Genomic DNA, 12,797 nt, shown 5'->3' on the forward strand with positions numbered 1-12,797 from the left:
CATGCTCAGGTTATAAGAACATCGTGCAGTACTTCTCTTCAAGATAAGCAGTACTGTCTGATCAATGACTGCAAAATAGCAATCATTGGCTTTATCCGTTCCTGCGAGAGGTATTCATCTGGCTGGTGTGCCTGATCAATATCACCTGGTCCCAATACCACGGTATCCATACCCAGTCGGCTAAAGAATGGAGCCTCAGTAGCAAAGGCTGCGACTTCTGCCTGATGCCCTGTCAGCTTTTCACAGGCAGCCACCAGATCCGAATTCTCAGGACCGGCAAAAGCTTCAATAGCCGGTGTAATTGCTTCGAGTGAGATCTCAACCTGATCCGCTTCAGCAATTGGCAAAAGCCTCTGACGAATTTGCTGCCGCAGTTGTTCGCTGTCCATCCCCGGCAGCATACGAATATCGAAGTCCAGCTGGCACTGCCCACAAATCCGGTTAGGGTTGTCGCCACCATGAATGCAACCCAGGTTCAAGGTAGGGGTCGGAATGGTAAAGCCAGGGTTCTGATAACGCTCGGCCAGTTCGGCGCGAAACTGCATCAAGTCAGTGATCACCTTGTGGGCTGTCTCCATGGCATTACGGCCCAGTGCCGGATTACTGGAATGGCCGGATTGCCCGAGAATCTGAATACGCTCCATCATAATGCCTTTGTGCATATGAATAGGTCGCATCCCGGTAGGTTCTCCCACCACAGCATACCGCGCTTTTGGTCGACCAAGTTCCGCCAGGGCACGAGCACCATTCATTGAGGACTCTTCATCCGCCGTGGCCAGAATGATCAGTGGTGCTTTCAGTGGCGTGTCCAGATACCCCCGAACCGCTTCCATGACCAGGGCAAAGAAGCCTTTCATATCGCAGACGCCCAATCCATAAAACCGGCCATCTCTTTCTTCCAGGGCAAACGGTGAACTTTTCCACAGGCTGTCATTGTAAGGAACCGTATCCGTATGCCCGGCCAGTACCAAACCTCCCGGGCCACTGCCAAGAGTTGCAATCAGGTTCGCCTTGTGAGGAGCCCCGGGCAGGGGTTGAATCTCGCATTGAAACCCCATCGCTTCCAACCACACCGCCAACTCATTGATAACCGGCAGGTTACTCATATCCAGATCAGGAAGGGTTGAGCTGACAGAAGGTATCTCGATCAATCTTGAAAGTGCATGCTGAAATGTTGGCTGCTGACTGCTCATAACCCTGATTATCACCGTCTAATGAAGGGAGTCTCTTAAGATGATAAACAGGGCAGGCCTTATTGGAAACTAATTCAAGGTTTGCTAGCCAAAAATCAACTTGAGGCAGTGGAAGAAAATAATCGCCAGAATCGCTCCTGCTGGCAGCGTGACCAGCCAGGACATAAAGATGGTGCTGATAACGCGGAGGTTCAAAGCGCCGATCCCCCTGGCCAGTCCCACGCCAAGAACTGCACCAACCAGCGTATGGGTTGTGGAGATTGGCAAGCCAGTGCCGGAGGCCATCACCACCGTAGAAGCGGCCGCAAGCTCTGCGGCAAAACCCCGGCTGGGTGTCAGCTCGGTGATATGAGAACCTATGGTAGCCATGACCTTATAGCCCCAGGTCGCCAGCCCTGCCACAATACCTACAGCACCCACCAGCAGAACCCAGGGCGGAACGGAAGACTTGCCGACAATTTCACCACCACTGATCACCACACTGACAACCGCTGCCAATGGCCCCACCGCATTGGCCACATCGTTGGAACCATGGGCAAAGGCCATGGAACAGGCGGTAAAAATCATCATAACCCCAAAGACTTTCTCCACACTGGAGAAATGAAACGACATATCCGCCTGAATATCTTCCTTTATTTTTGCCAGCGCCATCTGGCCAATAAACATTATGACCAAGCCGATAATCAGTGAGAGCACAGTGCTTTCGGTATAATCCAGCGGCAAGCCAATATGCTTGAGGCCCTTGATCAGCGTCACCATCGACATCATGAAGCCAACCAGAAACATATAAAGGGGCATATAGCGCTTGGCGTTTCTGAAGGGATTTTCAGTATCCAGAATCAGCTTCTGCACGCTGACAAAAATCAGGAAGGCGAACAGCCCTGACATCAGGGGAGAAACAACCCAGCTGCCAACAATGGCTGCCACTTTTCCCCAGCTGACGGTGTCGGCAGAGATACCAACAGCCGCAAAACCGACAATGGCCCCAACAATAGAATGGGTAGTGGACACCGGCCAGCCGTAGTGTGTAGCGATCAGTAACCAGGTGCCCGCAGCCAGCAGCGAAGCCAGCATGCCATATACCAGCAGATTGGGGTTCCCAGCCAGCAGGGGTAAGGATGGATCAATAATCCCCTTGCGTATGGTTTCAGTGACCGACCCGCCTGCCAGATAAGCACCGGTGAACTCCAGCAGGATAGCGATACAAATAGCCTGTTTAACCGTCAGGGCTCCCGAACCAACCGACGTCCCCATGGCATTGGCAACATCGTTGGCCCCAACCCCCCAGGCCATAAAAAACCCAAACAGGCAGGCCAGGATAAGGAAAACTGTGCCATATTCAGCGATAATACTCATCAGTCTGCATCCGGTTCAGTTAACGGGCCAGCAACAACTGGAGGTAACTACCAACACGGGAAGCCCGATCCGCAAGATCGCCCACCCACTCGATAATCTGATACAGAAACATGACGTCAACCGGTGGCAGCGTTTGCTCAAGATCAAACAGCATACGGCGTATTTTTACCTGGTCCCTGTCAGTTTCGCTCTCAATGTTGTCCAGCTCTTCAACCATTTTTTCCACCAGATCAACTTCCCGCCCCTGAAAACCCGTTTCCAGAAGCTCGTCCAGCTCATGAATGGCTTTCAATGCCTGTGCAGTTGTGGCAATTGAAAGGCGCACATAGGTAATGAATGCTTCGTGCATGGATTCAGGAATAACCATCTTTCTTCCTAACACAAGGCCTGCGATGTCCTTGGCACGGTTAGCCACTTTATCCTGAACGGTCACGATTTCCAGCAGATCGGTACGGGGAACGGGGAGAAAAAGGCTTTTGGGAAGTGACCGGCGGATACTTCGCTTGATGACATCCGCTTCGTGCTCAAATTTGGTGATTGTCTGCTGAACCTCACACGCCGTCTCCCACTCTTCGGCAAACACTGCCTGAAAGAATGGCTCCAGCTGTAACGCACATTTGTGAACAGTGGTAATGTGCTTTTGAATAGGTCCTATTGGTGAGCGGCCGAAAACACTCGCCAGTATGTTGCTGGTAGGCATTTTTCAAATCCATCCGGTTGAACGCCTGATTATAGAAGGCCGTTTCAATTCCTGCACATATGCGCATCAGCTGGCGCGCGCAGCACAGAGTGCCTTTACCCGTGAACCTATGATTTTTATATAATTTCTCCGTCCGATAGAATTTGACAACCGCATTGTGGATAAGAAAATGAGCCAGGAAACCGAATTAAAGCTGTCTGTGCCTGCCGATCAGATTGAGCCGCTGAAAAGTCACCCATTCTGGCAGGAGCATGCAGTACAGCCATCAGAAACCCTTCACCTTGGGAATACCTACTTTGATACCCGGGACCTGAGACTCAACCAGGCCAGGGTGGCTTTGCGGATTCGTGAAGTTAACGGGCAATATATCCAAACTCTGAAAACCCGGGGAGAAAGCATCAATGGCCTGACCCGTCGGGGCGAATGGGAGTGGCCGCTGCGCACCAATAAACTGGACGGGCAGGTTTTGACGCCTGTCTGGCCCGCCGAGCTCAGTGATATATCGATAGAGCAGCTCAAACCTCTATTTACTGAAACAATAAATCCATTTGTCCCCACGCCGAAAAAAAAGAGAGAATATAAGGCAATTCCAGCTGCAAACGGTATTTCACGTGAACAATAATAAAGCAGATGGCCTGCAACACAGGGAACAAATGCTGGATCTGGCCATGGTTGTGTCTGACCTGGTCAGAAGCAAGCATATCGAGCAGGCAACCGCTGATGATATCCTCAGCCGCCCGCGCACACCGGAACAAGTCCGTCTGCACCCCCTGGAATACCTGGCTGAGCTGGAGCTGGAGGATCTTTGTCATCCGGGTAACAAGCTGGATATTGAGCGCCTGTGTCAGTGGCTCGCCGAACTGGCCGGTCAGGATTACTTCCACATCGATCCTCTCAAGATTGATGCTACGGCCATTACCCCCATCATGTCCCATGCCTTTGCCATGCGACACCAGATCCTTGCGGTTGAGGTGACCAGCACTGAGATAGTGGTGGCCTCTGCCCAGCCATGGCATCGAATCTGGGAAGACAATCTGCGCCATGTGAATCGCCGGGAAATCCGGCGGGTTGTCGCCAATCCAACCGATATCCGACGTTATACCGTCGAGTTCTATCGTCTGGCCCGGTCAGTGATGGGAGCCAGCTCGGAGGCCGGTGTCACTTCTGCCTCGCTCAATAGCTTTGAACAGATGCTGGAGCTGGGCAGCATGAAGGCTCCGGATGCCAACGACCAGCATATCGTCAACATTGTTGACTGGCTGCTCCAATACGCTTTTGAACAAAGAGCCAGCGATATCCACATTGAGCCCCGCCGGGAACAATGCAATCTCCGGTTTCGAATTGATGGTGTACTCCACTCGATTTATCAGATGCCAGTCAAAGTCGCCGCAGCAATGACCAGCCGCCTGAAAATTCTTGGCCGCATGAATGTTGCCGAAAAGCGCAAGCCGCAGGATGGACGATTGAAAACCCGTAACGCCGATGGCTATGAGGTCGAACTGCGCTTGTCCACATTACCTACCGCATTTGGTGAGAAATTGGTGATGCGGATTTTTGACCCGGAAGTGCTGGTCAAATCATTCAGCGATATGGGGTTTTCCAGAGAAGATGAACGGCGCTGGAAAGCCATGTCAGGCCAGCCCAACGGTATCATTCTGGTGACTGGTCCCACGGGCTCTGGTAAAACCACCACGCTTTACTCAACACTGAAGCAGCTGGCCACGGATCAGGTGAATGTCTGTACTATCGAAGACCCTATTGAAATGGTGGAGCCTGCCTTCAACCAGATGCAGGTGCAACACAACATCGACCTGACCTTTGCCTCAGGGCTTCGGGCACTGTTAAGGCAAGATCCTGACATCATTATGGTGGGTGAGATCCGTGATCTTGAAACCGCCGAGATGGCAATTCAGGCCGCTCTGACCGGGCATTTAGTCATTTCTACCCTGCACACCAATGATGCGCCCTCTGCCCTGACCCGTTTGCTTGAGCTTGGTGTCCCCCCTTATCTTATTAAAAACACCGTGCTCGGTGTTATGGCACAACGTCTGGTCAGAACCCTCTGCCCGAATTGCAAAGCGAAAGCACCGCTGGACACCAGTGGCTGGAAAGCCCTGACAAACCCCTGGCCCGCATCGGCACCCTCAGAAGTCTATCAGCCTGTTGGTTGCCTCGATTGCCGTGAAACGGGTTATCGTGGGCGTGCCGGCCTTTATGAGATTTTAACCATGAGCCCTCAGGTTAAAGATATGGTTAATGAAAATCCTGACATTACACTGCTCAGCCAACAATGTATCAAGGAAGGCATGTATAGCCTGAGACAATCAGGTGCACAGAAAGTTGCCGCTGGAATGACCACCATAGAAGAAGTGATGCGGGTCACTCCCGAGTGAGCCCGGCAGCAATGTCAGGAAATGGCTTGCAGGAAAAAAATAACAAATCATAAATTCAGGGCCTTTGATATGAAGAAATACGCCTTTCTTTTGCCGCTGTTGATCTTTCCAGCGCTGATCAACGCAAGCAGTAATAAGTCAACAGCTATTTACTCCGATAAGCATGGCCAGAAAATGATCGTCACAGAGGAGTCCGATTCATTTGCCAGACAGATAACGGCAAACACGCCCGGCAAGGGCCGTAAACAGGCACTGGAGAACTATATCAACAGCCTGCTAAAGGCACACGCTGTCTATAGCCAGCACGAAAGCCATGAAAAACCCACGCTGGTCTATCAAATTCAAGCCAATCAGGAAGGAACCATTGTTGCTACCCGCAGTGAACAGGGCAGATACGGAGTACAAATAGGTAACAGAAGCTTACCGGTATACGGCATTCATTATGATCTTGAATCCGATTGCTCATGGCAGGAGCAGCTTTGCTGGGTACTTTATCCTTCTTCCCATCAGCAAAAAGAACGATGGTTGGAAATTGCTTATGCTCCCCATGTCATTGGAGAGTTAACTGAGGGTGTTAGCTTGCTGATACGGAATCTTCAGAAGTAATCATTGAGCCTGTAAATAAATTCTGCAGTATCCATTGTTCAATCTCTGCTGACCAACAAAGTCCTTCGCGAGATTCGGGGTAGTTTGTGAAATATCCGGGTTAAGGAGCAACAAGCTTCATGGGTTGGTAATATCGGAAGTCCAGGGCTCTATCCCGATAGGTATACAATTCTTTCATCAGCTCCCTGCCACACAAAATTTGTAGCCCCATCGCCATACTGTCGTAGGGCACTCCGGATTCAGTGACCGCAGCCACGTGGCAAGTATGGCATATTTGGCCACCCTTCCAGAGTTGGATGGACACCTTGCTGAAATAACCATTTTGCCGGATATCAATTTTGTCCGGTTGCTTTTGCCTGATTTGGTTCATCACCTGCTCTAACGTTCTGCGTGCGTTTGCTCTGTTGCCAGTAGTATCGAAAAAATGCAAATTGGCAGTCTTGGCTCCCCCTTTTGATAGATCAACCATAAACCTGATTGCCTTTTTGGCATGAGGATTTGCGAACGCTCGCTGCCCGAGCAGCATTTCAGCAATTATGTGCCAGTCAGAATAGCTTTTATCGTAATTTGAGTGATAGAACTCGCCTGAAGCTTCCAGAGCAACAACGTGCAAAAATTTTTCCAGTTCCTTGTTGCGGTCCTCTTTGGTTAACCCTTTTTCAGTTTCACCCGGCGCTTCGTCAGACTCTACGGCCCGGCAATCGTCTTCGTCATTATCACCGCTGGCAGCTGCCACTGGCGTGTTGGCAGATTGCCCATTGTCAGAGCCATCCATTTTGGCAAGTAATGAGACAAACTCTTGCGAACAGTAGCCGAGGGACTGACCGGAATATCTTAATAAAGTGACAAACCCCTCCAGCTCTTCCAAACCCCATTTCTGTGGTGGTAATGGCGAAATCAGGTGATGATAGGCAGCCATAAATTCGGAAGCAAAGCGAAGATCAAGGACGGCCTCAAAAAGCATGTGATGCCAATAATTTTCAGCATCCGACCCCGGGCTTATTGCCATTGTGTCCATCATTGCTGAATCGATCATTTCCAGGGCTTCCAGGTGCAACCTGCAGTCTGCCACTGACATTCTTACCGATCGATCAACCATTACTGAGAGTCTTTCCAGATAATTCTGCGTGACAGCAAGCTTGTGTTTTCCCTGACGTTCAACAATCATCCTGGCAATGCGGGCAAACTCTTCCAGCTCTGACCGCACGGCAGCACTCTGATTTCTCACCTGGTGTTCGGAGCTGCCATTTTTGCGGAGCTGGTCAGTCAGGTATTTTTTAAAACCTTGATCCAACTCACTGGACACAATGGTTGCACCAACATTATGCAACAACTCCTGCATTGGCGGTGTGAATTGAGGAAAAAGCTGTTTGATTTTGCCAGTAAGCTGTTCATAAAAGCGATCAGCTCCGCCGCTGCTGCGGATGGTAAAACAGGTTTTCAGTTGTTTCACCAGCTCTGTTTTTTGTTGTTCAACATAAGATGAAAAGCTGGAGGCTATCCTTTTTTTCAGGTCATCCATGGTTTTCATTTCTTCAGTGAAGAAATCGCATTCATTGATAAGTTTATATAATTCGCCTATTTCCTTGAGAGACTCTTCAGTTGGGGGGCCATCTAATAATGGTTTGATCTTTTCCAGGTAGATGAAAAACTCGGGAGAGGCTTTCTTCCCCGTTTCCACACAACCTCTGATACCATCTCTGACAATGGCGAGGTTATACTCTGATACGCTTCGCTGTAATGGTTCAGTGCCGGGTGGCGCATAACTGGCTGGTAAACCGGGAGAATCAGCATGGACCCTGACATCACGCCCCGCTCTGACCCCGGATGTTTCAGCACGCTCAGACGATTCTGTTCTTTGATCGCCTCTACGCGCAGCAGCACTGCCATGCAAATACACAGGATTATCCTCACTATTTATGTTCCAGGAGGCTTAGTCCAAGAATACCGTTAGATAACATAGACGGGAATAAGTTCAATCAGCCCGAATGACTCTGTTGATCAAATAGCCTAATTAGCACATAAGCCTTTCCAAAGGCCATTAATGGGATCGTAGCCGCAGTCATTTCCCTGAATGTCTTTCTTTAATATTTCAAATTTAACGATGGGATCAAAATCAAGTGCCTTAACGTAATCGTAATGTTCATCTAAATTGGTAAACCAACGCAGTTGTCCTCGCTCCGGATACTTGCTTCCTCTTCCCTGGGCAAAATACCATTGCTGAGGACCAGCACCGGGCAGACAGTGTTCCAATGTCAGTTTTCCCGCTGACCAGCTTAAGCAGAACTGCTCCCCGGCCTGTTTGTTAAACAGTTTTTTAGACACCAGGTCATAGCGCCAGACCTGATGACTGATGGATTGACAGGCAGTTACCTGAACCTTTGCCCCACCAAAACAGTCGTACTGCCCAACACTGTCCATGTGACATTGCGTAACCGCAAGACAATGATTATTACTGAAATCACCAAGCCGCAACTCTTCTGTCAGCTTTGCTGGCTTTGCCTGCCATGGCCAGTGGCCTGACCAGTGCCAGGACTGAACTTCCTGTTGTTTCACGGCCTCTTCACCAACTTCAAATCCTGCACACTCAACCCTGCCGGTAAAAGGACTCAGATAGCATTGATCATCTCCCGTTTCAGAGTCGCTAAAGTGGAACGAGACCGGTGAAATATCCGTATCACTTTGCAAGAGTGCTACAAACGCAAGAGGGTCAAAATAATCAGCCCGGCTGTAAAGATGGTCCTGTTGATTAAAAAACCATAGCTGTTGCAAACTTGCTGGTTGGCAAACATCCATGGCCAGATGTTTCGACAACCGGGTCAAACATAGATCAGCACTTCGTTCCAATGAGTGAATTCGTTTCTTTTGGAAGTCAAACTTCCACCTCTGCTCCGGTTTTTTTTCATCACAGACCCCGAACGTTATCCTGTTGCTATTCACACAGTCATCCGTCAGCCGGATTTCTTCAGAGCTGCAACCTTCCTGCTCGTCCATTACCACCAGACACTGGCCTGTATCTTTTTGTTTTAACAGAAAGTTACTGGCATAAATCGGAGGTTTAACATCATCCATTCCATAGGCATTATTGCCGGGGGTCATGATCAATAGATAGACACATATCGGGTATAAAGACCTGTAGGCTGAGCTGAGAGTCATGTGTATCCCCAAAATTTATTTCAATAAAAATTACGCGAACCATTAAGTAGTTGGCCAAATGGAATCGTATATTTCTGGCTAAGTGGGCAGTTGCTATGCAAGGCGCAACGTAGGGAGCATAGCCGTAGCTATGTGACCGGAGTTGCAACGCCGCAGAGTGACTGACAACTTAGTCAGAAATATATGATTTCATTTGGTTAACTACTTAATAACCCATACAACAGAACATCTGGATTTCTCTATTTTTATTGGCCGTAATCCTGAAAAATAAAGACCAAAAAACCAGAAAACCCCGCAAAGCGAGGTTTTCTGGTTTCAACTGGAATGATTTTGCTTGCTATTAGAATTGACCAGGAGATAAGGCAAATAGTTCCTCAGTTCCCGCAAGAGCGGCGGCCGCTGAACTTTCAAAGCGAGGCAGTAAACGCTTGAAATAATACCGGGCAGTCAGCTGCTTGGCTTCCAGCCAGGATTGGTCTTCACTGCCTTCAGCAAGCTGGCTCGCTGCTGTTTTCGCCATTAATGACCACATCCAGCCATAGGCAACGTAGGCAAAAGCATTCAGGTAATCAACACAGGCAGAATTAATGACATTGGGGTCATTTTTCGACTGCGCCAGAAGTTTGCGCGTCAGCTCCTCAAGCTTATCAACCGCAGCCAGCAGCTCTTCAGCAAATTCATCATTAGCGTCCACTGAGCCCCGAACTTCACTCAGGAATGTTTCCAGGTAGGCTCCACCGCTCAGGGCAATTTTACGTCCGAGCAGATCCAGCGCCTGAATACCGTTGGTTCCTTCGTAAATCTGGGTGATGCGCACATCCCTGACCAGTTGTTCCTGGCCCCACTCACGAATAAAGCCATGACCACCAAACACCTGCTGACCGGCAACACAGCTTTCCAGCCCTGCATCGGTTAAAAAGGCTTTCACAACGGGAGTTAACAACGCCACCAGGGCAGAAGCCTTCTCTTTTTCATGGTCATCCTGACTGAACTTGGCAATATCCAGTTGTTTGGCCACATAGGTGGAGAAAGCCCGGCCGCCTTCATTCATGGCTTTCATATTCAATAGCATTCGCCGGATATCCCCATGGACCATTAATGGGTCCGCCGCTTTATCTTTTTGCACAGCGCCACTGGCGGAACGTCCCTGGATGCGATCCTGAGCATATTCGAGTGCGTTCTGGTAGGACATCTCACTGCTGCCAAGCCCCTGAATCCCCACAAACAGGCGCTCGTAGTTCATCATGGTGAACATGGCATTCAGGCCTTTATTCAGTTCTCCCACCAGATAGCCTTTGGCCCCATCAAAATTCATGACACAGGTGGCGGAGCCGTTAATGCCCATCTTGTGCTCAATGGAACCACAGGCAAGGGCATTTCTTTCACCCAGAGATCCGTCCTCATTCACCAATACCTTAGGTACCAGAAACAATGAGATGCCTTTAGGCCCGGGAGGTGCATCGGGAAGCTTGGCCAGCACCAGGTGGATAATATTCTCAGTAAGATCATGCTCCCCGCCGGTAATAAAGATTTTGGTACCGGTGATGGCGTAGCTGCCATCGCCATTGTCTTCCGCTTTGGTGCGGATGATACCAAGATCGGTGCCCGCATGGGGTTCCGTCAGACACATGGTGCCCGCCCACTCACCGGAATACATTTGCGGCAGGTACGCTTCTTTTAACGCATCGGAGGCGTGGGCATCAATGGCCAGACAGGCCCCGGCCCCCAGGCTCGGGTAGAGAGTGAATGCCAGGCTGGCACTGCAGACCATTTCATCAAACTGGGCAGCCAGTACCTTGGGCATACCCATACCACCATAAACGGGATTACCACCCAGCCCGCTCCAACCGCCTTCAGCGAACAGTTTATAGGCTTCTTTATAACCTTCCGGTGTGGTCACCTGACCGCTGTCCCATTGACACCCTTCTTCATCTCCCGGGCGGTTCAAAGGGGCAATGGTGCGAGAAGCCAGTTTGGCGGCTTCTTCCAGAATCGCATCTGCAGTTTCCTGATCCACCGTTTCACTGACAGCAGGCCACTGAGCCCACTGCTCAGCTACGTTGAATACGTCGTACATTACGAACCGCATGTCGCGAAGGGGGGCTTTGTACTCGGCCATTACTCTCCACTCCTGGAATTTTTTTCTTACTATTGGAATACAGCCATTATGCCTTTGAGTTATACGCAAAAGGACACAAAGTGGCTCATAGCTGTTTTACCGGCAACCTGTCAGGTTTAAGCGTCCATAATGGTATTGGTAATAAAAATGTCTGCATCTGAAGAGCATAGCGGGGTTACTTGACGAAGAAGCGGGAGTCCCATTTATCGCAACCACACCAGGACAGCTTTCAGTCACACAGGCTGTTGAGTTCCGTGACGCCATGTTACCTGAAGAGTCCCTGTTTTTCAGCAAAAGACTGTGCTTCTTTGTGTTTCGCTGTCGTATTTAGAAATTAAAGAAAACCTCCACGCCGATGTAGCGATGATCAACGTCGAGTGACGTTTTCCGGTAAGGGGAAAAACTGGCAGCCGGGGGCATAACGCTCAATCGAATGGACAAGTTTTGTATTGTCCCCTCACCACTGTCACCACCGACCCACTCACTGAATTTGCCAACCGGGTCCAGCAGAAATAGTGCGGTAGAACCTAACACCTTGGAGCCCATCACCTCACTGTCATTGTCCAGAATTTTCTGTTTTTTCTGATAAGCCCATTCCCCGTAGAGCCACCCGCCGAGAGGAGTCACAATGATATCTTGAATGGATGGCGGCTCACACATCGCTTCAATGCCGTATTCATACAGGAAGGTGGACATCAAAAATGAATAAACAAACGAGTTCCACTGGTTATAGCCCGATGACCGGGCCATAACGTAGTACACACCTCCAAAATAAGGATGCCCGATATAATTGATGTACCATTTATCGGTGTCCCATACAGGCCCTGACTTGACATTGCTCCACCACTTTTTGATGGGCCTGATTTCCGATTTATCCCAGTTGGAAACACTTTCTGGTAACAGAGCGATCACTCCCAAAACCCCCAGCGCCAAACCAAACGTCACTTTGGTTTGGTACCAAAGTCTGGCCTGATTCTCTGCCGGTTTTTTATCAAATAGCGTGATGTCCCAACTCTGGTCTTTATCTTTTAAAAACCAGCGCCAGTCGTCAGAAGGCAATGGCGATTGCTGCACAAATGATGGTGGATGTTGGCTCAAGACTTCTGCCTGGCGGGTCAGATCATGATGCACAGCAGCCAGTGAAGGCCCTTGAGCAGGGTTGAAATCATCTGAGAAAACAGGCGGCAATAATCCCGATAACATAAAAAAGAAGGCAAGAAGAATTAACAGGCTTTTTATCGTTTGGGTATTCTTCTTCATGATGCGACATCAAT

The 12,797-nt window shown here is 49.7% G+C and carries 10 protein-coding genes; 3 read left to right on the forward strand and 7 right to left on the reverse strand.

Going from position 1 to position 12,797, the window contains the following annotated elements; translation table 11 throughout:
- Window positions 1–38: 38 nt before the first annotated feature.
- From argE to ACO6VE_RS07590, 3 genes are all read right to left on the reverse strand, one after another.
- Window positions 39–1,193 (reverse strand): acetylornithine deacetylase, encoded by a 1,155-nt coding sequence (gene argE / locus ACO6VE_RS07580; protein ID WP_422449920.1) that lies wholly within the window; start codon window positions 1,191–1,193, stop codon window positions 39–41.
- A gap of 84 nt (window positions 1,194–1,277) precedes the next feature.
- Complete coding sequence (locus tag ACO6VE_RS07585; RefSeq protein ID WP_422449919.1) at window positions 1,278–2,549, reverse strand: inorganic phosphate transporter; 1,272 nt, start codon at window positions 2,547–2,549, stop codon at window positions 1,278–1,280.
- Between the two features lie 19 nt (window positions 2,550–2,568).
- Entirely contained in the window at window positions 2,569–3,249 is a 681-nt protein-coding gene (locus tag ACO6VE_RS07590; protein WP_101746454.1) for a TIGR00153 family protein, read from the reverse strand.
- A gap of 169 nt (window positions 3,250–3,418) precedes the next feature.
- Between ACO6VE_RS07590 and ACO6VE_RS07595 the strand changes: the two genes are divergently transcribed.
- The 3 genes from ACO6VE_RS07595 to ACO6VE_RS07605 all read left to right on the forward strand — a co-directional run bounded on the left by ACO6VE_RS07595 (window position 3,419) and on the right by ACO6VE_RS07605 (window position 6,248).
- Window positions 3,419–3,871 (forward strand): inorganic triphosphatase, encoded by a 453-nt coding sequence (locus tag ACO6VE_RS07595; protein WP_422460644.1) that lies wholly within the window; start codon window positions 3,419–3,421, stop codon window positions 3,869–3,871.
- 31 nt (window positions 3,872–3,902) lie between these two features.
- Window positions 3,903–5,642 (forward strand): GspE/PulE family protein, encoded by a 1,740-nt coding sequence (locus ACO6VE_RS07600; protein ID WP_422450544.1) that lies wholly within the window; start codon window positions 3,903–3,905, stop codon window positions 5,640–5,642.
- A gap of 69 nt (window positions 5,643–5,711) precedes the next feature.
- The gene (locus ACO6VE_RS07605) at window positions 5,712–6,248 is read left to right on the forward strand and encodes a hypothetical protein (RefSeq protein ID WP_422460646.1); all 537 of its coding nucleotides are present in this window, start codon (window positions 5,712–5,714) and stop codon (window positions 6,246–6,248) included.
- A 100-nt stretch (window positions 6,249–6,348) separates the two neighbouring features.
- On the opposite strand, the gene ACO6VE_RS07610 is transcribed toward ACO6VE_RS07605, so the two are convergent.
- From ACO6VE_RS07610 to ACO6VE_RS07625, 4 genes are all read right to left on the reverse strand, one after another.
- Window positions 6,349–8,148 carry a hypothetical protein gene (locus ACO6VE_RS07610; RefSeq protein WP_422460648.1) on the reverse strand — a complete coding sequence of 600 codons (1,800 nt, stop codon included), beginning with the start codon at window positions 8,146–8,148 and terminating at the stop codon, window positions 6,349–6,351.
- Window positions 8,149–8,258: 110 nt separating this feature from the next.
- A complete protein-coding gene (locus ACO6VE_RS07615) occupies window positions 8,259–9,404 on the reverse strand; it encodes a hypothetical protein (RefSeq protein ID WP_422449915.1) in 1,146 nt (381 codons plus the stop codon).
- A gap of 340 nt (window positions 9,405–9,744) precedes the next feature.
- Window positions 9,745–11,523, reverse strand: coding sequence for an acyl-CoA dehydrogenase C-terminal domain-containing protein (locus tag ACO6VE_RS07620; protein ID WP_422449914.1), 1,779 nt, complete (start codon window positions 11,521–11,523; stop codon window positions 9,745–9,747).
- A 327-nt stretch (window positions 11,524–11,850) separates the two neighbouring features.
- A complete protein-coding gene (locus tag ACO6VE_RS07625; protein ID WP_422460650.1) occupies window positions 11,851–12,783 on the reverse strand; it encodes a DUF3943 domain-containing protein in 933 nt (310 codons plus the stop codon).
- Window positions 12,784–12,797 lie beyond the last annotated feature (14 nt).

Source organism: Endozoicomonas sp. ALB115 (genome assembly GCF_049310245.1).
Lineage (GTDB): Bacteria > Pseudomonadota > Gammaproteobacteria > Pseudomonadales > Endozoicomonadaceae > Endozoicomonas.

What these genes read in the sequence shown, in the direction of transcription:
- argE (WP_422449920.1), bottom strand. Translation starts at nt 1,193, where the DNA reads ATGAGCAGTCAGCAGCCAACATTTCAGCATGCACTTTCAAGATTGATC.
- ACO6VE_RS07585 (WP_422449919.1), bottom strand. Translation starts at nt 2,549, where the DNA reads ATGAGTATTATCGCTGAATATGGCACAGTTTTCCTTATCCTGGCCTGC.
- ACO6VE_RS07590 (WP_101746454.1), bottom strand. Translation starts at nt 3,249, where the DNA reads ATGCCTACCAGCAACATACTGGCGAGTGTTTTCGGCCGCTCACCAATA.
- ACO6VE_RS07595 (WP_422460644.1), top strand. Translation starts at nt 3,419, where the DNA reads ATGAGCCAGGAAACCGAATTAAAGCTGTCTGTGCCTGCCGATCAGATT.
- ACO6VE_RS07600 (WP_422450544.1), top strand. Translation starts at nt 3,903, where the DNA reads ATGCTGGATCTGGCCATGGTTGTGTCTGACCTGGTCAGAAGCAAGCAT.
- ACO6VE_RS07605 (WP_422460646.1), top strand. Translation starts at nt 5,712, where the DNA reads ATGAAGAAATACGCCTTTCTTTTGCCGCTGTTGATCTTTCCAGCGCTG.
- ACO6VE_RS07615 (WP_422449915.1), bottom strand. Translation starts at nt 9,404, where the DNA reads ATGACTCTCAGCTCAGCCTACAGGTCTTTATACCCGATATGTGTCTAT.
- ACO6VE_RS07620 (WP_422449914.1), bottom strand. Translation starts at nt 11,523, where the DNA reads ATGGCCGAGTACAAAGCCCCCCTTCGCGACATGCGGTTCGTAATGTAC.
- ACO6VE_RS07625 (WP_422460650.1), bottom strand. Translation starts at nt 12,783, where the DNA reads ATGAAGAAGAATACCCAAACGATAAAAAGCCTGTTAATTCTTCTTGCC.